Genomic DNA, 21,473 nt, shown 5'->3' with positions numbered 1-21,473 from the left:
CCGGCTTGTTCGACGCATGGAGGAGCATCTAGTGTTGCGTGTCGTTAGTGGTTAGACAGTTGGTGGTTCGCAAGAATGGGGTATGGCACATGCTCCGGCTCCTGCGCTGGTCCTTCGTGAGGGCGACGAGGACGAGCTGAGACGCTGGGTGCGGTCCTCGGCGGTGCGGGCCGGGCTCGCGCAGCGGGCACGGATCGTGCTGCTCGCGTCCGAGGGGATGGCGAACACCGAGATCGCCGAGCGGGTCGGCGTGGCGCGCCAGAGCGTGCTGTCCTGGCGGTCGCGGTACGCCCAGTCCGGGTTGGCCGGCCTGGGTGATCGGGAACGTTCGGGTCGTCCGCGGGAGGTGGACGCGCGCAAGGTCATCACTGCGACGTTGACGCCGCCGGCGAAGTCGACCGGGCTGACACATTGGTCGTCGCGCGAGCTGGCGAAGAAGCTGAAGATCGGCAACGCCACGGTCGCGCGGATCTGGCGTGAGCATGGCATCCAGCCGTGGCGGTCGGAGGGGTTCCGGTTCTGCACCGACCCCGAGCTCGAGGCCAAGGTCATCGACGTCGTGGGCCTGTACTTGGACCCGCCGCAGAATGCCGTCGTGCTCTGCGTCGATGAGAAGTCGCAGATCCAGGCTCTGGACCGCACTGCTCCGGTGCTGCCGATGGCCCCGCACCTGATCGAGCGCCGCTCACCGGACTACGTCCGCAACGGGACCACGACGCTGTTCGCGGCGCTGAACACCGCGACCGGAAAGATCACCGCCCGCTGTCAGCCACGCCACCGCCACCAGGAGTTCCTGGTGTTCTGCCGCCAGGTCGCCCGCGCCTACCCGGGCGTCGAGCTGCACCTGGTGATGGACAACTACGCCACCCACAAGCACCCCGCCGTCAAGGACTGGCTCGCCGACAACCCGCGGATCCACGCCCACTTCACCCCCACCCACGCCTCGTGGATGAACATGGTCGAGATCTTCTTCGGCATCGCCGAACGCCAAGCCATCCGACGCGGCACGTTCCGCTCGGTCCGCGAGCTCACGACCACGATCCGCAGGTTCATCGACCACTACAACACCGACTGCGAACCGTTCACCTGGACCAAACCCGCCGACCAGATCCTCAAGAAGGCCAAGCGTCCAACCACTTCAGAGACGGGACACTAGCAGTATGGACGAAGGCAGTGGGTTGCTTGGACTGCGCCTAGCTCAAGCAATCGCCGATGTGCAACACGACCCGGCGTGGACCAGCACCACACCCGACGACCAGTTGGCCGAGGTCCTGCGCCGGCTCGGCGAAGACGCGCCCGCCGCGCTCGACGACGCCCGAGCAGCGCTGGTAGCCGACATGGAAGCCCGACTACGGGTCTGGATCGACAACGCCGATGCCGAACCGCCAGGGGCTTGACCCAAGTCAATGCGCACGAGGCGTGACCCTTCTGCTTGTCGGGTGTGCGCCCGGTCTAGCCGTGGCGGGCGAGGATGTGGCAGACGTCGGTGTTGGTGCAGTCGGCCGGATCGAGTCGTCGGCCGCGTTCGCGGAGCTGTTCGAGCTCTGCCTCCAAGGCTGTGAGCTCGCTGAGGCGCCGTCGGACGTCGACGAGCTTGCTGTCGATGAGCTCAGCCACGTGGGTGCATGGGGCCTCGCCGTGGTCTCGGAGATCGACGATGCCGCGGATCTGGGCGAGGGTGAGTCCGGCGGCCTGGGCGGCGCGGATGAGGTCCAGCCGCGTGATGGCGGCGTCGTCGTAGCAGCGGTATCCGTTGCCGCCACGTATAGGCGGATGAAGGAGGCCTCGTCGCTCGTAGAAGCGGATGGTCTGGCTAGGCAGACCGACGGTCTGTGCGAGCGCTCCGATCAGCATCGGTCCAATGTACCCATTGACCTTGTAGCACGGATCAAGGTCTAGCGTCCGGGCATGGAGATCACTTTGCTGTATTTCGATGGCTGCCCCAACTGGGAGATCGCCGACCAGCGGCTCGCTCAGATCGCCTCGGAACGTCCCAGCGTCACCGTGACCCGGCATCGGGTGGAGACCACGGAGGAAGCCGAACGGACCGGATTTCATGGGTCGCCGAGCATCCTGGTCAACGGAGTCGACGCGTTCGCGGGTCCCGTTGCCGGGGTCGGCCTCGCGTGCCGCCTCTACGCCACGCCGGAGGGCCTGGCGGGTGCACCGACGCTCGAACAGCTCCGTGAGGCGGTGCCTGACGCCGGGCACATCGGCTACGGCATCGCGGCCGGCGCGGCCCCGGGCGCGACCGAACCCTCCTGAGAGGACACATTGAGATGACCACGGCTCGCGACCTGATCGTGATCGGCGCCGGCATGGCCGGCGTGACGGCAGCCAACAAGTGCGCGACGCAAGGCTGGGATGTCGCGATCGTCGACGCGGTACGGCGGGACGTGCGCGCTGCGCGGTTGTGACCCGAAGAAGATCCTGCGCCGCGGCGCTGAGATCATCGACGCCGCCCGACTCATGCGCGGCAAGGGGATCGAGGACGCGGGGCTGGCGATCAGCTGGGCCGACCTGATGAAACACAAGCACCGCTTTACCGATCCGGTGCCGGGCAGCATGGAGGCGGGTCTTGCGCGCAACGGCGTGGAGACCTTGCACGGCGACGCAAGGTTCACGGGCACGAACCGCCTCGAGATCAGCGGCGGGCACTGGGGCCCCGAGGCGCACCACCCGAAGCTGCCCCGCGGCGAGCGCGTGCGCGTGGGGACGGCCGGCACGCTCTCGGAGATCCTGTTCGGCCCGGGCCGGACGGCCGACGGCACGCTCAACCTCATCGGCGCCCTGCGACGGGCCATGGCCACGACCGGCTACTCCGACCTCAAGGAGTTCCAGCGCGTCGAGGTCGTCGTCTCGCCGTACCAGCCGCTCAACCGGCCTGTCTGACGCGAGCAGCGGGCGAGCGCCCGGCTGTCACGGAACGACCGTTGCCCCGCCCTGCAGCAGGCATGCCCGCTGAAGGGCGGGGCACTCGTCTGTCCCGGTGGTGCGTTCACCTGCGCAGATGCCCGTTCGAAGGTTTGTTTGCCCCCGCATGTGTCCGAATGAGTTGACATCGGTCGGGATTTGCGTCACCGTTTCCGTTACGCGACGCCGGTGGGAGCACCGACGACACAGACGACGGAGTTGATGTGTTCGCAACCGAGCGGTACCAGCAGATCCTGGGACGCGCCCGCGCCGACGGTCGGGTCGATGTCAGCGCCCTAGCCCACGAGCTCGAGGTCACACCGGAGACCGTCCGGCGCGACCTCTCGACGCTGGAGCGTCATGGCCTCGTGCACCGCGTCCACGGCGGTGCCATCCCCGTCGAGCGCCTCGGCTTCGAGCCCGGCCTCGCCGATCGCGAGGGTCTGCTCTCGGTCGAGAAGGAGCTCATCGCCAAGGCCGCGCTCGACGAGCTGCCGGACGGCGGCTCGATCATCCTCGACGCGGGCACAACGACGGTCCGGCTCGCGGAGATGCTGCCGACCGACCGCGAGCTGACGGTCGTCACTCACGCGCTGCCTGTCGCGATCGTCCTGGCGACCAGGCCGGGCATCGCGCTGCACCTTGTCGGCGGCTCCGTGCGCGGGCGGACGCTCGCCGCAGTCGGCTCCTGGGCGCTGCGCGACCTCGCGGACATCCAGGCGGACGTCGTCTTTCTCGGCACGAACGGTCTGACGGTCGAGCACGGACTGACGACGCCGGACCTCGCGGAGGCCGCGGTCAAACGCGCGCTCGTCGCCGCAGCCCGGCGCGTCGTCGTCCTCGCCGACCACACGAAGATGGGCCGAGCCGACTTCGCGTGCGTCGCGCCCCTCTCGGACGTCGACACCGTGATCACCGACACCGGGGTGGCTCCTGAGCTCGTCGAGGAGATCGAGACGGCGGGGCCGCGGGTGGTGCGCGCATGATCGTCACGCTCACCCCCAACCCGAGCCTCGACCGGGCGCTCGACCTCGATCGCCTCGCCCTGGGCGAGGTGAACCGGGCCGCTGCCGTGCACGTTCACCCGGGCGGCAAGGGAATCAACGTCTCGCGTGCACTGGTCGCGCAGGGAATCGCCTCGCTCGCGGTCCTGCCGGTCGGCGGCGCGCCGGGCGAGCAGCTCGTCACCCTGCTAGCGGAGCAGGGCGTCCGGACCGTGCCCGTCCCGGTGGTCGGCCCGACCCGGACGAACATCACCGTCGTCGAGCACGCGGGGGTGACGACCAAGATCAACGCTCCGGGAACGTCCCTGGGTCTCGAAGAGATCGATGCGCTGCTGGCGGCCGTCGAGGAGCAGCTCGCGGGGGGGCCGCGTTGGCTCGTCGCCGCAGGCAGCCTTCCGCCCGGTACTGGCGACGCGTTCTTCGTCCGGGCCGCCGGGCTCGCCGACCGGTACGGCGTGCCCCTTGCGCTCGACACCTCGGGTGTGCCGCTCGTGCGTGCCGTCCGCGCCGGGGGCTTGCGCGTCGTCAAGCCCAACGACGACGAGCTTGCCGAGCTCGCCGGCGGTGAGCTTACGACCGTCGGCCACGTCGTCGAGGCGGCTCGCGAAGTGATCGCGGCCGGCAACGGCGACGTTCTCGTGAGCCTCGGTGCGCACGGTGCGCTGCTCGTGACCGTCACCGGGACCTGGTGGGCCGGCGGCCCGCCGCTTGCAGCGGTCTCGACGGTCGGTGCGGGGGACACGACCCTCGCGGGCTACCTCGGTGCCACCGGGTCGCCCGCAGAGCGCCTCCGTACCGCCGTCGCCTGGGGCCGCGCAGCCGTCCAGCTGCCCGGCAGCGCGGTGCCCTCGCCCACAGACATCGATGCCGGGACCGTCCGAGTCATCGACACCCCCGATCCGCGTCTCACCCTGAAGGAGCTGTGACATGAACACCCCGCTCATCACCGCCGACCTCGTCGCCGTCGACGTCGTCGCCACAGACCGCGATGAGGTCACTCGTCGGCTCATCGATCTGCTCGTCGCCGCCGGTCGGGTGACGGACGCCGAGGGATTCCACGCCGACGTGCGTGCCCGCGAGGCCCAGATGGCCACCGGCATGCCCGGCGGGATCGGGCTGCCGCATGCGCGCTCGGCCTTCGTCACCGTGCCGAGCCTGGCCGTCGCCAAGGTCCCGGCGGGTGTCGACTTCGGCGCCCCTGACGGCCCGGCCACGCTCGTGTTCCTGATCGCGGCTCCCGCCGCGGGGGACAGCGACCACCTCCAGATCCTCGCCGCTCTCGCGCGGCGTCTTGTCCACGAGTCGTTCCGGACATCCCTGCACCAGGCCACCGACGCCGGCACAGTCGCCGACATCATCACCCGAGAGGTCGTCCCCTCATGAAGTTCGTCGCCGTCTCCTCGTGCCCCACGGGGATCGCCCACACCTACATGGCCGCTGAGGCACTCGAACAGGCCGGCAAGGCAGCCGGCCACGAGGTCTTCGTCGAGACCCAGGGAGCCGCCGGCTCGACGCCGTTGGATCCGCAGATCATCGCCGACGCCGACGGCGTCATCTACGCGGCGGACCTCGAGGTCAAGGACAAGGGTCGGTTCGCCGGCAAGCCCACGATCGACGTCGGCGTCAAGAAGGCCGTCCACGACCCCGTCGAGGTGATCGCCATGGCTGTCGCCGCGGTCGAGGCCGCGCCCAAGAAGGTCGCGGGAGCAGCTGCTGCGCCCGCACCGGCGCCGGCGGCACGCAAGATCGGCGTCGGCACTCGGATTCGCCAGTACCTGATGACCGGTGTCTCGCACATGATCCCGTTCGTCGCTGCGGGTGGGATCTTGATCGGCCTGGGCTTCATGCTCGGCGGCTACAAGGTCTACGAGTTCGCCGAGACGAGCCTGTTCAACGGTGACTTCAGCCCGACCTCGAAGATGGCCTGGGGCGCCCTGCTGTTCTGGGCCGGCAAGGCGGCTTTCTTCTTCCTGGTGCCCGCTCTGTCGGGATACATCGCCTACGCGATCGCCGACCGACCTGGAATCACCCCCGGGTTCGTCGGCGGTCTTATCTCGGCGACTGTTGGCGCCGGGTTCCTCGGTGGTCTGGCCTCCGGATTCATCGCCGGGTTCCTCGCACTCTGGATCTCCCGCTGGAAGGTCCCGAAGGGCGTGCGCGGCATCATGCCGGTGGTCGTCACTCCCCTTCTTGCCGTGGTCGGGACGGCCCTGATGATGTACCTCGTCCTCGGACGTCCGATCGCCGCTCTGATGGAGGCGCTGAGCAGCTGGCTCAACGGGATGAGCGGCGCCAACATCGTCATTCTCGGAGTGATCCTCGGGCTGATGATGGCGTTTGACATGGGCGGCCCGCTCAACAAGGTGGCATACGTGTTCGCCACGACCGGTCTCCAGGCAGTGCTCGCCAACCCGACGACCGACGCGACGCAGTTCAAGATCATGGCGGCAGTCATGGCTGCCGGCATGACGCCGCCGCTCGGCCTCGCGCTGGCGACCTCCGTGCGCGGTGCGCTGTTCACCGAGGAGGAGCGGGAGAACGGCAAGGCCGCCTGGCTGCTCGGGGCGTCGTTCATCACCGAGGGAGCGATCCCGTTTGCGGCCGCCGACCCGCTGCGCGTCATCCCGTCCCTGATGCTCGGCTCGGGTCTCACCGGCGGTCTCGTGATGGCCTTCGGATCGACCCTGAGGGCGCCGCACGGTGGTGTCTGGGTCTCGCCGCTTATCGGTCAGCCGCTCGGGTTCCTGGCGGCTGTCCTCATCGGCACCGTCGTCACGGCGGCCGCGGTGGTCATCGTCAAGGGCGCGCGCCGCAGCCCGACCGTGGATGCCGCAGTCCCGGCCACCATGGGCGCCGTCGCCTGACCCGCACGGTGCCCGGCGGCTCTGCGCCGTCGGGCACCGTGCACATCCTCAATGTCCCTGCACCTCAGCGCGTCACGCGCATCGGAAGGACCCCTGTCATGGTCGAGCGCACCGTCATCGTCGCGTCCCGGGTCGGGCTGCACGCCCGCCCCGCGATGCTCTTCACTCAGGCTGCCGCAGCAAGCGGGCTCGCCGTCACGATCGCCCGTCCCGGCGGTGAGCCCGTCGACGCGGCCAGCATCATGTTCGTCATGTCGCTCGGCGTGCCGAACGGCGAGGAGGTCACGCTGACCGCCGACGGGCCGGGGGCCGAGGGTGTTCTCGCCGAGCTGGTGGCGCTGCTCGCGACCGACCTCGACGCGCCAGACAGTTCGGGTGCCCCGCAGGCAGGTGGCGGGCAATCGGCGGTCGTGTCGTGACCCCGCCGCCGGCTGCCACCAGCAGCCAGGTCCTGCACGGCGTCGGGGTCGGGCGTGGCGGCGTCGTCGGACCCGTCGCCCACGCGCGGCAGGCGCCGGCCGTGTCGCCCGACGCCCGCGTGCTGGTCGACGGGGTACCGGCGGATGCGGCGACGACCCGGGCGACGCTCGAGGCAGCCTTCACGGGCGTCGCTGCCGACCTGCAGTCGCAGTCGGACCGTGCGACGGGCACGATCCGCGACGTGCTCGCCGCGACCGCACAGATGGCCGCCGATCGTGCGTGGCTTGGTCAGGTGCTCACCCGCGTCGAGGCGGGGGAGCCGCCGGTCGCGGCGATCGACGCCGTGGTGGCGACCTTCGCTGCGATGTTCGAGCAGGCCGGCGGATATCTTGCCGAACGGGTGACGGACCTGCTCAGCGTGCGTGACCGGGTGGTCGCCCGTGCACTGAGCCTGCCGGACCCGGGTGTTCCGGAGCTGCTGGTGCCGTCTGTCGTGGTCGCCCGGGACCTCGCGCCGGCGGACACTGCAGCGCTCGACCTCGACCACGTCCTCGCGATCGTCACCGAGCTCGGCGGCCCGACCGGGCACACCGCGATCATCGCGGGGCAGCTCGGGCTGCCGTGCATTGTGCGGGTCGCAGGCGCGACGGAGCTGCCAGAGGGAGTCGAGGTCGCCGTCGACGCGTCCGCCGGCACAGTGACGACCTGGCCCGACGAGGATCTGCGCACAGAGATCTCTCGGCGCGCGACGGCGGAGCATGCCCTCGCCGAGGACATCGCGGCCGGTGGAACCGCCGACGGGCACGCGGTCGCGCTGCTCGCCAACATCGGGACGGCCGCCGACGCCGAGCGTGTCGCCGCCGGCGCGGTGGAGGGCGTCGGGCTGTTCCGCACCGAGGTGCTGTTCCTCGAACGGGCCACCGCCCCGACCGAGTCCGAGCAGGCGCAGGTCTACGCCCAGGCGCTGCGTGCCCTCGGGGGACGCAAGGTCGTCGTGCGGACGCTCGACGCCGGCGCCGACAAGCCCCTGGGCTTCGCGACACAGCCAGATGAGGAGAACCCCGCGCTGGGCGTGCGCGGCTATCGCCTGGCGCGCACGCACCCCGAGCTCCTCGACACCCAGCTCGCCGCGCTCGCCCGTGCGCAGCGGGACACCGGCGTGGCCCCGTGGGTGATGGCGCCGATGATCGCCACACCGGGTGAGGCCCGGGCGTTCGCGACGGCGGCGCGCACCCACGGCGTCGCGACTGTCGGGGTCATGGTGGAAGTTCCGGCGGCAGCACTGCGAGCTCGGGAGATCCTCGCCGAGGTCGACTTCGTCTCGCTCGGCACGAACGACCTCGCTCAATACACGATGGCGACGGACCGGCTGCGCGGCGAGCTCGCCGACCTGCTCGACCCGTGGCAGCCCGCCGTCCTCGACCTTGTCGCTGCGACGGCCCGCGCGGGCGTCGAGGCCGGCAAGCCTGTCGGCATCTGCGGAGAGTCCGCGTCGGACCCCCTGATGGCCCTCGTCCTGACCGGTCTGGGCGTCACCAGCCTGTCGATGGCGGGCGCTGCGGTTCCGGCCGTCCGGCACGCACTTCGTCGTCACACGCTGGCCGTGTGCCGCCAGATGGCGGACGCCGCGCTCGCATCAGACTCGGCCGTCGAGGCACGCCGCGCAGCCGCGGACCTTCTCGACCCGACGGTTCGGGACCTGCTGAGACTCTGAGCCGTTCCGCGACATGATCGCGTCGCATGGCGCACGACCCCGGGCATGCGCACCTGTCGACCGCGAACGCACCTGCTCGACTCATGTGCCCGAGCCCGAGGACATCAGCAGACGTTCCGGGATCTGGTCGGCCCGGGCGGAGGGCAGCGATCGCTGCCGAGAAGGTGCATCCGGTGCCGTGGGTGTTGCGGGTCATCACGCGGGTCGCGTCGATCCGGGTGGTCCTTTACCGATCCGGTGCCGGGCAGCATAGAGGCGGGTCTTGCGCGCAACGGCGTGGAGACCTTGCACGGTGACGCAAGGTTCACGGGCACGAACCGCCTCGAGATCAACGGTGAGAGCCACAACGCGAAGCACTTCCTGATCGCCACCGGTGCCAGCGCGCGCGCCCTCGACTTCCCCGGGCACGACCACCTGATCGACAGCACCCAGTTCCTCGACCTCGAGGCTCTCCCGTCTCGGATCCTCTTCGTCGGTGGCGGATTCATCTCGTTCGAGTTCGCCACATCGCAGCACGTGCCGGCAGCTCAGTGGTCATCATCGACCGAGGTCCCTCGCCCGCTGAGAGCCTTCGACCCCGATCTCGTCGGGATCCTGGTCGCGCGGAGCGCCGCGGCCGGGATCGAGGTGCGACGCACCACGACGGTTGAAGCGGTGGAACGGACCCCGTCGGGGTTCCAGGTCGTCGTCAAGCTGAGCCAAGCGCTGATCGTCCATGCTCAGGAGGCGCTGCGCCTCAGCCTTCGCGGCGCGCACGACGTCGGTTGTCACCACGGGTCAAACGGTAGGGCCGTCGAGGGACCGACTCCGGACCGGGCGGCTCCTGAGGGCGCACAGCTCGTCGAGAACGGCGCCGACGCGCGCGCCGGTCTCGACGATGCGACGACACGTCGGGAGCTGCGCGGGTTCCGCGTGGTGCACGTCTTCGACCCGTTATCCCGAGAATGTCGTTCCCGGTCTGCCATTCACCACGCCGGCGAGTGCGCTCTCGATTATCGCAGGAGCAAGGGGTCTGCGGAAGAACAGGGTCGGCGAACTGGCAAGTTGTCCTCGTCCGGTCTCGGGACCACAGTGCCAAGTGGCGCCCCACCCCGGTGTGGCGTGCGCATGGTTGGTCGGAGACGCGGTTGAGCGTGTCCTGGCGAGGAATAGTGGCATCGAGCCAATCGATCAGCGCCGGGCTCGGGCGGTCAGCTTGGGGGGGAAGACCTGGTTGACGATGGCCTCGGGGAGGGACGGTGGGATGGGCCGGTGGGCGATCAGCCGCCGGTAGAAGAACGGCGCGGTGAGCAGGTCGACGAGAACCTCGAGGTCGGCTTGCGGGGAGATTTCGCCGATGTCCCGGCCGCGTCGGAGCACCTCGAGGACTGGGCCGCGCCGGCTCGAGGTGAGGTCGACATGCAGACCGGCCAGCGCGGGGTCGCGCTCGGCGAGATCGACGACCGCCGCCATGAGCCGGGGAAAGCGCGGGCCCTCAAGGAGCGCCGCTGCCATCTGGAGCAGCGCAACGACATCGGTGCGGAAGGCTCCCGTGTTCGGAACCGGGAGTGTGGCGAACGTCGTGGTCATCGCGTCGACGAGCAGCGCGGATGCCGAGGGCCAGTGCCGGTACAGGGTCGCTTTGCTGGCGCCGGCCCGGCGGGCGATGGCCTCCATGGTGAACCCGGCTGAACCTTCCTCGGCGAGCTGCTCCAAGGCGGCGGCCATGACGCGACGGCGGGCATGCTCACCCCGGCCGGTCGGCTCGGGTCGGACCTCGCCCGGCACGAGCGTGGGAGGGGTGAGACTCGCCATGCCTGGAGCAGAAGTCGCCGCCATGGTTGACCTTTCATCGGCACGCGGGCGTACAGTCATGATCGAAACGCAATCGTATCGTTAGCGCTGGGAAGATGCCATGACCCGCCTCGCACCCGTCCGCACCGCCACCGCCAAGGGATGGCTTCGGATCACCTACTGGTTCACCGCCCGGGCCATCGAACGGCTCACCGACCGGCGGCTGGAGGCGATGATTGAACCGATCCAGGTCTATGCCCGTAATCCTCGGCTGCTGCGCGGGTATGCCGCGATCGAACGCGCCACAGCCGGGCTCCACGCCCTGCCCAAACGGCTACGGGCCCTTGCCGAGCTACGGGCCGCAACGATGATCGCGTGCCCGTTCTGCATCGACCTCGGCTCCCAGGTCGCGCGGCGGTGGGGCCTGACCGATGAGGAGATCCTCGCCCTGGCGACCTACCGGTCAAGCCCGTTGTTCAGCGGCCTCGAGAAGGTTGTCCTCGACTACGCCACAGCGATGAGCAGCACCCCTGTCGTCGTGCCCGACGAGCTCTTCACGGCCTTACGTGAGCACCTCGACGACGCCCAGCTCCTTGAGCTCACCCACGTCATCGCTCTGGAGAACCATCGTGGCCGCTTCAACCTGGCCCTGGCGATCGGCGCCGCCGGGTTCAGCGCCGGCGCTGCCTGCGCCGTCCCTGCCCCGGCCATCAGCCATCAGAATTCATGACCGCCACCCAGCTCGTCGCCCCCGTGAAGGGGCACTCGCGCCGGCGCGCCATCGCGTACTGGACCGCGACCGTGCTCCTCGTGACAGAGTCCCTCGTCGGCGGCACCTACGACCTGTTTCGCCTCGACCCGTTCTTCGCGATGCTGGCCCCGCTCGGCTACCCGGCGTACCTGGCCACCATCCTCGGAAGCGCCAAGATCCTCGCCGGCCTCACCCTGAGCCTTCCCCGCCTGCCCCGGCTCAAGGAATGGGCCTACGCGGGCATCCTGATCAACATGCTCGGCGCAGCGGCCTCGCAGATCGCTGTCGGCAACGGCCCCGGGGACTACGTACCGCCCCTGGTCTTCGCTGTCATCGCCCTCACCTCCTGGGCCTACCGCCCAGGCAGCCGCCGACTGTCCGCACCGACGGTCCAGCCGACAGGAGGAGCGGCCATGGGAAGGTCCGCGGCTGCGATCACGAGCGCGGCGTGGTTCGTGGTCACTGGCGGGGTCGGTGCCGTGCTGGTGCCGTGGTGGCTGACCGGTTGGCAGGTGCTGCGCCCGCTGGCCTGGTGGTCGACGGCCGAGGCGGTGGGCGTCGTGCTGATCCTCGCGGGTCTGGTCGTGGCAGCGGGCGTGTTCATTGCGTTCGTGCGGGCGGGCGGGACACCGCTGCCCGGCGCGATGACCGAGCACCTGGTGGTGACGGGCTTCAACCGGTACGTGCGCAACCCGATCTACCTGGCAGCGATGACCGTCTTCATCGGGGAGGCGCTGCTGCTCGGACAGCTCAGCCTGGTCATCTACGCGATCGCGGTGTGGGTCGGGGCGGCAGCCTTCGTGCGCTGGTACGAAGAACCCGCGCTGGCCGCCCGGTTCGGTGCGGACTACGAGGCCTACCGTCGCGCGGTGCCCGCCTGGCATCCTCGGCTGCACCCCTGGACCCCGAGCGACCCGGAGCACCCCGAGGTCGGCAACGGCGACGCCGGCGCATCGAGCGCGGGCTGACATCTCGGCGAGAGCAGACCTAGGCTCTGATGCAGTGCAGTGCAGTGCAGTGCGGTGCGGTGCCCGGTCGGGAGACGTGCACCCGGCAGATTGGGGCGGCCGCCAGCCGCGGGTTCGTGTCCGAGGACGGGATGGTCATGGCGAGCAGCGAAGCCTCGGTACTCGCCGGGGTCGTGGTGGTCCTCCCCCTGGTCGCGTTGTGGGCCTACTGCCTGGTCGACTTCACCCGGACCGACGAGCAACGGATGCGCACCTTTACCAAGCCGATGTGGATGGTCGTGCTGGTGTTCTTCAACGTGGTCGGGGGCGTGATGTGGCTCCAGCTCGGGCGCCCCCAGCGCCCGGCACGCCATCCGTAACACGTTCTGGGTGGTCTGCATGTCCCTGGCGCCAGGGTGGGGTTCGTGCCAGGCCCCGGCATCAGCGCCGACGGCTTCGAGCACGACCTTGTGCAGGTTGATGACCTGGTCGTGATCAGAGTGTTGGTAGCGACGGATCTGCATGGTCATGGCCCGTTGTCACCGCTGCCGCTGCCATGGTCCGATGCTGGGCAGGTCGACACCCTTGGTGTTCTTGGGCGTGGGGTCTTCGCCGTCGTCCCCGTCCCAGGCTCGGCCGTACTGGTCGGGGATGGATCCCCAGCCCCAGTAGGGCAACGGCCGGGTCGGGACGATGCCGAGCTGCTCGGCCGGGTCGATGCGCCGCGGGGCGACGGTGCACAGGTGCAGCCAGCTGTCACCGAGGTCGAACTCGTAGACGAACTTATCGCCCGCCTTGAGCCGACCGAGGGTCAGCCGTGCCCCGTCGAGGACCTCGTCGTCGACGTCGTCAGCCCACTGCGGGTCACCAATCCGGGGACCGTCGGCGAGGTAGAACTGGTGCAGATGCGAGCGGTCCCAGCGGGCGAACGCGTCATCGATCGCCGTGGCGAGCTGGTTGAACGTGTGGCTGCGGGCGGCAGCGAAGATCCGTCCCGGTCGGGGCCACAACTCATCGGCGCGACCGGAGACGAGGTCGACGCGGATCGACAACCAGGTGCTGCTCACGTTCTGATCGTGTCAGACCGCGGCGGCTTCCAACGCCGCAGCCGCGTCTGCGGTGAGCTCCTGGGCGCGCTGGAGCGCACTGCTGATCCGCTCGACCTCCAGTTCGCGGGCAGCGAGCTGTCCGGCGGGTTCACCGGCCTCGCGGGCCCGCTCGAGCGCGCGCGTGTGGGACAGGAGCATCCGCCGGAAGATCGGGGTGGCGCTCTTCTTCGGCTGGGCGTGCCCGCAACCCAGGCAGACCAGCCCGCGCGGGCAGTGCTCACCGGTCGGCAGCGCACACATGTGGGTGCCCATGTCACGCATCGAGCAGTTCGCGGTGAACACCGCCCACTCCTGGTCTGTCGGCGCACGGCTGGCCTCGGGTCCGTAGACATCGCCGTACAGGCCCCGCATCGCGCGGCGGTACTCCTCGACGAGCTGGGTCGGGTAGAGCTTGGCGTAGATCATCACGGTGTTCACCGTGGCGTGTCCGAGCAGCGCCTGGATGACGTGTACCGGGGTGTTGCTGTTGAGGTGTTCGGAGGCGAACACCCGCCGGCAGTCGTGCGGGGTCAGGGCCAGCGGCCGACCGTCGCTGTGGGTGGCGCCGGCGGCCAGCGACAGGGCGCTCAACCGGCCCCGGATGGTCTGGCTGTTCAGCGTGCTCGGGTGGGTTCGGCCCTGCAGCAGGTAGGGCGCGCACGCCAGTGCCCGCTTCTCGTGCTCATCCCTGCGGTCGCAGGCCGGGACGTGGTCGCTGCCGTAGAAGCCACGCACGTGCCGGATGATCTCGGCGATCACCCGGCCGAGCTGGTCTCCGATCGGGATCACCCGGGCCCGGTCGAACTTCGAGGGTTTGACGTGCAGCAGGTAGTACAACCTGCCGTCGGGCAGCGCCCGCTTGAGGATGTCGAAGGTGGTCAGCTCGCAGGCCTCCTCGATCCGCAGCCCGCTGGTCAGCAGCAACTCCAGCAGCGCCCAGTCCCAGAACGCGATCCGTTCCGCACGCTGCAACCCCTCGCCGCTCTCGTCGAGCGTCAGGGCCTGCTGGGTCTCATGCCAGCGACGCAACGCGAACGCCCGGATGTTCGGGATCTCCCGTTCCAGGTCCAGCACGGTCCGGGTGAGCCGGGCTTCGGTGCGCTTGCGGGCGTCGGCGAAGCCGCTGTCGAGCAGGTCGTGGCGGGTCAGCGGGACCACGCTCGGGCAGTGCGCGGCGAACGGCGAGTCAGCTTCGGTGGCCCAGGTGCACAGGTCGGCGAAGAAGCACCGGACATCGACCAGCCAGGCGTGGGCGCTGGTGGTGTCCCCGCTGCCCTTGTGCCGTCCGCGTTGCACGGTCCTGGCCTGCTCCACCGCATGGCCGACGAAGCCACGCGCCTGTGCCGGGGTGATCTGCGCGCACGACGTCACCTGCGGATGGGTGGCCTGAAGGTAGGTGAAGAAGTGCGCCAAGGCCCGGGCCTTGTGCTGCAACGTCGCGTAGTTGTCCGACAGCCGCCGGGAGTAGTGCTCCAAGTACAGACCAGCGACCTGCCGGAACATCTCCGGGACGCCCGCGACACCAGCGAGGTCTGCTGGCTCGCGCCGTCCAACGCTTCTCCAGCGCAAGGTGCCGCGCTGCGGGGTCCGGGTGAACACCCCGAGCTGGCAGAGCGCAGCGTCCAGGACGTCGGCGCCTTTGCCCCGACCGGCGGCGCGCAGATCCGCCTCAGTCAGCCCCGACAGCTCATCAACACCGCAGCGGAGCAGCGCCCGCAGTCCGCGATTGACAGCGTTCATCGCGTACATCGGTGTCCCGAACGGCAACGCCGCCGTTGCGGTCACCAGCTGCTCATGCGCGCTGGTCATGGGGTCGTCAAAAGGAAGACGTGCGACCCACTGCGTGGTGCGGGTCCAGGTGAGGAACGGCCACGACGGTCGGACCAGCCGCGAGGTCACCAACGCCCACATCCCCCACGTCCAGGTGTCGTGCACCGGCGGCCTCCCGTCACCGGTGAGCCACCGCGGCCAAACCTGCGCCTCGAACGCCTCCCAGCGATCGGCCAGCCGCTCGCCGGGCAGCCGGTCGAGCGCGTCCAGGGTGAACCCGGTCGCGCGCAGCATCCGCTGCCCCTCAGACCGATGACGAAACCGGTAGCCGGCGACCTCCGCACCCAGGTGCGCGAGCACGCCAGCGCGGTCGTAGGGAGCCACGGCGAGTTGCCGGGCGGCGGCCAGCTGCGCGGCGCGCCCGGTCATCGCTGCTCCTTGTTGACCAGTCGCGGATGGGCGAGTGCGTCGAGTTCCTCGATCGTGCGAAGGTCGTAATGGAACGCGTACTTCTCGTGGCCTGCGTGGCTTCTCGCGCGATCGATCACCGGCCGCTGCTCAAACGCCGACACGGCCTCGACGAGACTGTTGCGGTCGACGTGGGCATAGACATCGACAGTGGTCCCGACGTGACGATGTCCCAGGACGGCTTGGGCGACCGCGACACCGGAGTGCTCCACCAGAGCAGTCGCGACGGTGTGACGGAACATGTGCGCTGTCACCGGGATCCCGACCTTGCCGCCCAGGTGCCGCAGCCCGGCCTCGAACGCCCCATACGACAACGGCCGACCACGGCCACGTCGCGCACCGACCCACACCGCCTGGGTGGGTGGGTCGCCGCGCTCGTCGGTCAGGTAACGGTCGAACGCGACCCAGAACGGTGCGGTGACCGGAACGCGATGCTCATCGCGCGCACCCTTCAACAGCACGGTCACGGTCGAGGTGCGCCGGTCCAGATCGGCCAGGGTCATCCCGAGCACACCGTGCCGGCCGTGCTCGGTGCTCCAGTCACCGATCCGCTGACCGGTGCGCGACAACAGGATCAACAACGCCCGGTCACGCGCGGATGGCGCCGCGTCGATCAGTCGTTGCACGTCCGCCGGGTCCAGATCACGTGGCAACTTGCGGGGCTCGCGCCGACGCAGCTCAGCGCGACCACGTACCGGTGCGTCACCGCCACCCGGACGCCCGTGCCGTGGACCGACAGCCGGGGCCTGCGGCACCGGGCTGACCCTGTCAGCCCAGGTGCCCTCACCCGCCTCGGTGTCGCGGTCGATCAGGTAGCCGAAGAACGACCCCAACACGCTCAGCCGATGGTTCACCGTGCGGGGCGCGCGCCGTCCATCGGAACCCCTGGGCTGCTTGGACCTCAGCTCGACGACCGACGTGCGCTGCTCGCGTGGCGGTCGCCCACCGGTGCGGTGGCCGCGGGCGAACGCATCGACGTAGGCCTCCACATCTGCGCGGGAGACACCCTCCAGCGACTGCTCACGCTCAGTAAGCCAGCAACCGAAGTCCTGCAAGCCCAGTCGGTACGCGCGGGTCGTGTACGACCCGCGGCCCCGGCGGGCCAGATGCTCCAAGAACTCCTCGACAACCTGTGCCGGTACACCGAACTCGATGGTCATGACCGTTCCTACTCGACGCCGGACGCTACGAACAACCCCGCGTCCACGGGAACCTCAGACCAAGACCACGAAATCTCGAGAGAAGACGTCACCCAGACCGACTGGGAACCCCTACCAGAGGTTCCCCCTGAACTCCTCGTCGGCCCGGCACCGGACCACCTGTGGGAACGCCTCGCTTGTCTGGCCGAGGCCGACGGCTATCGGATCGAACGAGGGCCGTGCGGAGGCGCCAATGGGTACACCTCGTTCGCGCAGCGATTGGTGCGGATCCGCGACGACGTGGACCCAGCCCAAGCGGTCAAGACACTCGCCCACGAGATCGGCCACATCCACGCCGATCACGAGAACCGCTTCCCCGACTACGCCACTGATCGCGCCTGTCGGGGCAGGCCGAGATCGAGGCCGAGTCCATCGCCTACCTCGTGACATCCGCTGCCGGGCTTGAGTCACCGAGCTACTCGGTGCCCTACATCGCGGCGTGGCTGCCCGACGACGTCACGGGGATCAGGCACACCGCGGCCCAGGTCCTCGGGACCGTGCGACAGATCAACGACGCGCTGGCAGGCGTCGATGATCGGGTGAATGCCGCGGACCGGACGCGTGCCGCAACTGGCGCGTTGCGCGCGAGTGCCCAGGACCTGCCGCGGTCGCACAGGCGATCTCTCATCCGTCGTGAATGGCGCGCTGCGCTCGGTGTTAGTCCGTACCACTGCAGGTCAGTTGATGAGGTTGTCGATCGCCTCGGATGACAGGAAGTGCTCGGCGGCCATGGCGCTCGCCCCGAGGACGCCGGCCCGGCCCTTGGTGTGGCTCGCCACGATGCGCAGGTGTTGCGTCGCGAGGGGCAGCGATCGGGTGTAGATGACCTCGCGGATGCCGGCCAGGAGGTGCTCCCCGGCCTCGGCGAGGACGCCGCCGATGACGATCATCGACGGGTTGAGCATGCTGACGCACGCTGCGAGGACGCCACCGATCTCGCGGCCGGCCTCGCGGACGGCTTGGCTGGCGACGAGGTTCCCGCCGCGGACCAGGGCGACGACGTCGACGCTGTTGGCGACCTCGAAGCCCTGTGCTCGCAGGCTCGTGGCAACGGCCTGTCCGCTCGCTACCGCCTCGAGGCAGCCAGCGTTGCCGCATCTACACGGCACATCCGATCCGCCGGGGGCGGCGATGTGCCCGAGGTCCCCGGCTGCTCCCTGCGCGCCGCGCAGGATGTGGCCGTCGCTGATGATCCCCGCGCCGATCCCGGTGGCGACCTTGACGAAGAGCAGGTGGTCGACCAGGGGATATTCGGTGGCGTGCTCGCCGAGCGCCATGATGTTGACGTCGTTGTCCACCAGTACGGGGACGCCCAGCAGTTGACCCAGGTGACCGGGGACGTCGGCGTCGTCCCAGCCGGGCATGATCGGTGGGTTGATCGGGCGCCCGCTGGAGTGCTCAACGGGGCCGGGAAGCCCGACTCCGACGCCGGCGAGATCAGCCACGCGGCGCCCCGCGTTGCCGATCAGTCTGAGCGCGATCGTCGCGACGCGGTCGAGCACGATGTCCGGCCCGTCCGCGATCGCGAGGGGTTCGTGGTGCTCGGACAGCACGGTGCCGGCCAGGTCTGTGACGGCGAGCCGTACGTGCGTCGCACCCAGGTCGACGGCGAGTACGACCCGTGCGCCGGGATTGAACGCGAAGGTCGCGGGGGGGCGGCCGCCGGTCGAGGCGGCCTCGCCGGTCGGGGTCACGAGGCCCGCTGCGAGGAGAAGGTCGACTCGCGCGGCGATGGTCGAGCGAGCCTGTCCGGTCGTAGCGGCAAGGTCGGCCCGCGTGCGTGGCTGCCCGTCGCGCAGCAGCTGGAACATCTCGCCCACGCCGGTCGGGCGGGTCGCGAACTTCACGTTCTCCTCGGCCATAGGGGTCAGTGAACCACGTCGGCTTCCGTCGTTCACAGTTACGCAACTGTGACGTTCGGTGCGCGGCTTTTGATTGACACCCGACAGAAGTCTCCGTAGGTTGCTCCGCATGGTCACAGCAGACCCCGCTCACCCCTTCCTGCAGATGCGCGGCATCGTGAAGGTGTTCCCGGGCGCTCGCGCTCTGGACGGTGTCGACCTCGACATCCGGTCCGGCGAGGTGCACTGCCTGCTTGGTCAGAATGGTGCGGGGAAGTCGACGCTGATCAAGGTGCTCGCCGGTGCGCACCAGCCCGACGCGGGCGAGATCCTGATCGACGGCGTGCTCGTGACCCTGCCGAACCCGGTCGCAGCGCTCCGACACGGCGTGGCCACGATGTACCAAGAGCTTGATGTGGTGGACGGTTTGACCGTGGCCGAGAACATCTTCCTGGGCCACGAGCTCGCCACGGGGGGTTTCTCCCAGCGGCGCGCGGCGCGCCAGCACACCCACAACCTCCTGAGCCGGCTCGGGCACGGCGACATCTCGCCTCACCAGGAGGTGGGACGTCTGTCCGCCGCCGGCAAGCAGGTGGTGAGCATGGCGCGCGCGCTGTCGCATGACGCTCGAGTCATCGTGATGGACGAGCCGTCGGCGGTGCTGGACTCCAAGGAGGTGGCCAACCTGTTCCGGGTCGTGCGCGAGCTCGCTGCCGCAGGCGTGGCGGTGGTGTACATCTCGCACCGGCTCGAGGAGATCCGTCAGATCGGTGACCGGATCACGGTGCTGAAGGACGGGCGCACCGTGGCGAGCGGGCTCCCGGTCGCTGGCACGTCGACGTCGGACCTGATCAGGCTCATGACCGGGCGCACGCTCGAGCACGCCTTCCCGGCGCGCCCAGCGATCTCCGCTGACCGGCGCCCCGTGCTCCGCGTGGAGGGCCTTGGGCTGCGCGGAGTCTTCTCGGACGTGTCCTTCGAGGTGCGGCCCGGCGAGGTCGTCGGCCTGGCAGGTCTGGTGGGGTCGGGACGCTCGGAGATCCTCGAGACGATCTTCGGAGCTCGCCGTGCGACGTCCGGCCGGGTCGAGGTCGACGACGCCTCGCTCCGCTCGGGCTCGGTCCCCACGGCGGTCCGCGCTGGCATCGGGCTGTGCCCCGAAGAACGCAAGAGTCAGGGACTCCTGCTCGACGAGCCGATCTATCGGAACGTCACCTTGTCCACGTTCGCCAGGTTTGCGCACGCCGCGCTGCTCGACGAGCGAGCCGAGCGTGCCGCAGCGAGCATGCAGATCGCGGCGCTCGACCTGCGACCGGCGGACCCGGACCGCCCCGCGCGGACGCTCTCGGGCGGCAACCAGCAGAAAGTCCTGCTCGCGCGCTGGCTCGTGCACGGGTGCCGTGTGCTGCTCCTCGACGAACCCACCCGCGGCGTCGACGTCGGCGCGAGGTCCGAGATCTATGCGCTGATCCGTGACCTGTCGGCCGCCGGCGCGGCGGTCGTCGTCGTGTCGAGTGAGATCGAGGAGGTGCTCGGCCTGTCCGACACGGTGCTCGTCGTCTCGGAGGGCCGGGTCGTGCACTCCGGGCCTGCGGCCGATATCGACGAGCACCGAGTACTCGACCTCGTGATGGAAGGAAGTGCCGCGTGAGCGACCAGAGCGTCACCCAGGGGATCGCCCCGGAACACGCCGCACGCAAGGCGACGGCGACGACGACCACCCGCTTCCACAAGATCTTCGGCGGATCGGTGGGTCGCAACCTCGGCCTGGTGATCGCCTTCATCGCCCTGTGCGTCGTCGGCATCGCCACCGCTGGCGACCGGTTCGCCAGCGTTGACAACATCATGACGATCCTGCGCCTGGCCGCCGTCATCGGTGTGCTGAGCGTCGGGATGACCTTTGTCATCACCGCCGGCGGCATCGACCTGTCGGTCGGTGCCGTGGTGGGCCTCTCGTCCGTCTGGGCCACGACCCTCGCGACGCAGACCATGGCGCAAGACACGAGCTGGATCGTCATGGTGGGCGCCGCTCTCGCTGTCGGAACGGTGTGCGGGCTCGTGAACGGGGCGCTCATCGCGTACGGCAAGGTCGTCGCGTTCATGGCCACGCTCGCGATGATGGTCGGAGCCCGCGGACTGGCCGAGATGATCTCCAACCGCCAGACGCAGATCGTCAAGGTGCAGGGCTTCCTCGACTTCTTCCGCTCCGACCTTCTCGGTGTACCCATCCTGATCTGGATGTTCGCCGTCGTCGCCGTCGCCGGGTGGGTCCTGCTCAACCGGACGACGTTCGGTCGACGCACAGTCGCCGTCGGCGGCAACCCTGAAGCCGCACGACTCGCCGGCATCAACGTCCGTCGCCACATGGTGTACCTGTATGGCCTGGCGGGCCTGACCGCCGGGATCGGCGGTGTCATGATGCTCGCCCGGACGACTGCGGGGACATCGACGCACGGTCAGCTCTACGAGATGGACGCCATCGCCGCCGTCGTCGTCGGCGGGACCCTGCTGATCGGTGGGCGCGGAACCATCGTCGGAACCGTCTTCGGCGTCCTGATCTTCTCCACCCTGACGAACGTGTTCACGCAGAACAACCTGTCCACCTCGGCACAGGCCGTCGCCAAGGGCGTCATCATCGTCGCCGCCGTGCTGCTCCAGCAGCAGATCGCGTCCCGCAGCCGCAGCGTCACCTGACGCGACCGCACTCCCGGACCGGTCGGC

General features: G+C 69.6%; 20 protein-coding genes and 3 pseudogenes. 16 read left to right on the top strand and 7 right to left on the bottom strand.

The features are described from left to right. Positions 1–82 precede the first annotated feature (82 nt). Together DDP54_RS16230 and DDP54_RS18025 are read left to right on the top strand one after the other, a co-directional pair. Entirely contained in the window at positions 83–1,156 is a 1,074-nt protein-coding gene (locus DDP54_RS16230) for an IS630 family transposase (protein ID WP_109133030.1), read from the top strand. A 4-nt stretch (positions 1,157–1,160) separates the two neighbouring features. Beyond that, positions 1,161–1,397, top strand: a complete 237-nt coding sequence (locus DDP54_RS18025) for a hypothetical protein (RefSeq protein ID WP_146192461.1) — start codon at positions 1,161–1,163, stop codon at positions 1,395–1,397. 55 nt (positions 1,398–1,452) lie between these two features. Here the strand turns inward: DDP54_RS18025 and DDP54_RS16225 are convergent, their stop codons facing one another. Beyond that, on the bottom strand, positions 1,453–1,854 hold the full coding sequence (locus DDP54_RS16225; protein ID WP_109133029.1) for a heavy metal-responsive transcriptional regulator: 402 nt from the start codon (positions 1,852–1,854) through the stop codon (positions 1,453–1,455). 54 nt (positions 1,855–1,908) lie between these two features. Between DDP54_RS16225 and DDP54_RS16220 the strand changes: the two genes are divergently transcribed. From DDP54_RS16220 to DDP54_RS16180, 9 genes and pseudogenes are all read left to right on the top strand, one after another. Further along, complete coding sequence (locus DDP54_RS16220; protein WP_109133028.1) at positions 1,909–2,265, top strand: thioredoxin family protein; 357 nt, start codon at positions 1,909–1,911, stop codon at positions 2,263–2,265. Between the two features lie 14 nt (positions 2,266–2,279). After that, positions 2,280–2,652 (top strand): annotated as a pseudogene (locus DDP54_RS16215) (FAD-dependent oxidoreductase); the annotation flags it as partial. 3 nt (positions 2,653–2,655) lie between these two features. Then, a pseudogene (locus DDP54_RS16210) lies at positions 2,656–2,892 on the top strand (GuaB3 family IMP dehydrogenase-related protein); the annotation flags it as partial. Between the two features lie 245 nt (positions 2,893–3,137). Further along, on the top strand, positions 3,138–3,899 hold the full coding sequence (locus DDP54_RS16205; RefSeq protein WP_109133027.1) for a DeoR/GlpR family DNA-binding transcription regulator: 762 nt from the start codon (positions 3,138–3,140) through the stop codon (positions 3,897–3,899). Then, positions 3,896–4,843 (top strand): 1-phosphofructokinase, encoded by a 948-nt coding sequence (gene pfkB / locus DDP54_RS16200; RefSeq protein WP_109133026.1) that lies wholly within the window; start codon positions 3,896–3,898, stop codon positions 4,841–4,843. The genes DDP54_RS16205 and pfkB overlap by 4 nt, the downstream gene beginning before the upstream one ends. Before the next feature lies 1 nt (position 4,844). Next, entirely contained in the window at positions 4,845–5,300 is a 456-nt protein-coding gene (locus tag DDP54_RS16195; RefSeq protein WP_109133025.1) for a PTS sugar transporter subunit IIA, read from the top strand. Further along, a complete protein-coding gene (locus DDP54_RS16190; RefSeq protein ID WP_109133024.1) occupies positions 5,297–6,781 on the top strand; it encodes a PTS fructose transporter subunit IIBC in 1,485 nt (494 codons plus the stop codon). The genes DDP54_RS16195 and DDP54_RS16190 overlap by 4 nt, the downstream gene beginning before the upstream one ends. A 98-nt stretch (positions 6,782–6,879) precedes the next feature. Then, positions 6,880–7,200: an HPr family phosphocarrier protein gene (locus tag DDP54_RS16185; RefSeq protein WP_109133023.1), complete on the top strand. Its 321-nt coding sequence runs from the start codon at positions 6,880–6,882 to the stop codon at positions 7,198–7,200. Then, on the top strand, positions 7,197–8,915 hold the full coding sequence (locus DDP54_RS16180) for a putative PEP-binding protein (RefSeq protein WP_109133022.1): 1,719 nt from the start codon (positions 7,197–7,199) through the stop codon (positions 8,913–8,915). The genes DDP54_RS16185 and DDP54_RS16180 overlap by 4 nt, the downstream gene beginning before the upstream one ends. A 133-nt stretch (positions 8,916–9,048) precedes the next feature. Here the strand turns inward: DDP54_RS16180 and DDP54_RS18745 are convergent. Together DDP54_RS18745 and DDP54_RS16170 are read right to left on the bottom strand one after the other, a co-directional pair. Then, a pseudogene (locus DDP54_RS18745) lies at positions 9,049–9,123 on the bottom strand (bifunctional hydroxymethylpyrimidine kinase/phosphomethylpyrimidine kinase); the annotation flags it as partial. A 962-nt stretch (positions 9,124–10,085) separates the two neighbouring features. Next, positions 10,086–10,709: a TetR/AcrR family transcriptional regulator gene (locus DDP54_RS16170; RefSeq protein ID WP_158274557.1), complete on the bottom strand. Its 624-nt coding sequence runs from the start codon at positions 10,707–10,709 to the stop codon at positions 10,086–10,088. Positions 10,710–10,809: 100 nt separating this feature from the next. Here DDP54_RS16170 and DDP54_RS16165 point away from each other — a divergent pair, with 100 nt between their 5' ends. The 3 genes from DDP54_RS16165 (at position 10,810) to DDP54_RS16150 (ending at position 12,766) form a co-directional block, all read left to right on the top strand. Next, positions 10,810–11,418, top strand: coding sequence for a carboxymuconolactone decarboxylase family protein (locus tag DDP54_RS16165; protein ID WP_109133019.1), 609 nt, complete (start codon positions 10,810–10,812; stop codon positions 11,416–11,418). Further along, entirely contained in the window at positions 11,415–12,407 is a 993-nt protein-coding gene (locus tag DDP54_RS18740; protein WP_242448536.1) for a DoxX family protein, read from the top strand. Before DDP54_RS16165 ends, DDP54_RS18740 begins: the two co-directional genes overlap by 4 nt. A 137-nt stretch (positions 12,408–12,544) precedes the next feature. Next, on the top strand, positions 12,545–12,766 hold the full coding sequence (locus tag DDP54_RS16150) for a PLD nuclease N-terminal domain-containing protein (protein WP_158274556.1): 222 nt from the start codon (positions 12,545–12,547) through the stop codon (positions 12,764–12,766). Between the two features lie 159 nt (positions 12,767–12,925). On the opposite strand, the gene DDP54_RS16145 is transcribed toward DDP54_RS16150, so the two are convergent. The 4 genes from DDP54_RS16145 to DDP54_RS16125 all read right to left on the bottom strand — a co-directional run bounded on the left by DDP54_RS16145 (position 12,926) and on the right by DDP54_RS16125 (position 18,773). After that, complete coding sequence (locus tag DDP54_RS16145; RefSeq protein WP_109133017.1) at positions 12,926–13,453, bottom strand: hypothetical protein; 528 nt, start codon at positions 13,451–13,453, stop codon at positions 12,926–12,928. A 12-nt stretch (positions 13,454–13,465) separates the two neighbouring features. Next, on the bottom strand, positions 13,466–15,673 hold the full coding sequence (locus tag DDP54_RS16140; RefSeq protein ID WP_109133016.1) for a tyrosine-type recombinase/integrase: 2,208 nt from the start codon (positions 15,671–15,673) through the stop codon (positions 13,466–13,468). Beyond that, positions 15,670–16,872 (bottom strand): tyrosine-type recombinase/integrase, encoded by a 1,203-nt coding sequence (locus DDP54_RS16135; RefSeq protein WP_109133015.1) that lies wholly within the window; start codon positions 16,870–16,872, stop codon positions 15,670–15,672. Before DDP54_RS16135 ends, DDP54_RS16140 begins: the two co-directional genes overlap by 4 nt. A gap of 716 nt (positions 16,873–17,588) precedes the next feature. After that, entirely contained in the window at positions 17,589–18,773 is a 1,185-nt protein-coding gene (locus DDP54_RS16125) for an ROK family protein (RefSeq protein ID WP_242448535.1), read from the bottom strand. Positions 18,774–18,882: 109 nt separating this feature from the next. On the opposite strand from DDP54_RS16125, the gene DDP54_RS16120 reads away from it, so the two are divergent. After that, positions 18,883–20,403 carry a sugar ABC transporter ATP-binding protein gene (locus tag DDP54_RS16120; RefSeq protein WP_197711470.1) on the top strand — a complete coding sequence of 507 codons (1,521 nt, stop codon included), beginning with the start codon at positions 18,883–18,885 and terminating at the stop codon, positions 20,401–20,403. A gap of 83 nt (positions 20,404–20,486) precedes the next feature. Beyond that, positions 20,487–21,446: an ABC transporter permease gene (locus DDP54_RS16115; protein ID WP_242448555.1), complete on the top strand. Its 960-nt coding sequence runs from the start codon at positions 20,487–20,489 to the stop codon at positions 21,444–21,446. The last annotated feature ends 27 nt before the right edge of the window (positions 21,447–21,473 follow it).

Origin of the sequence: Cellulomonas sp. WB94 (assembly GCF_003115775.1) — a bacterium.
Taxonomy (GTDB): domain Bacteria; phylum Actinomycetota; class Actinomycetes; order Actinomycetales; family Cellulomonadaceae; genus Cellulomonas_A.
Note: the sequence above shows the minus strand (reverse complement) of the source record. Positions and strands in the feature narration are given on the sequence as shown.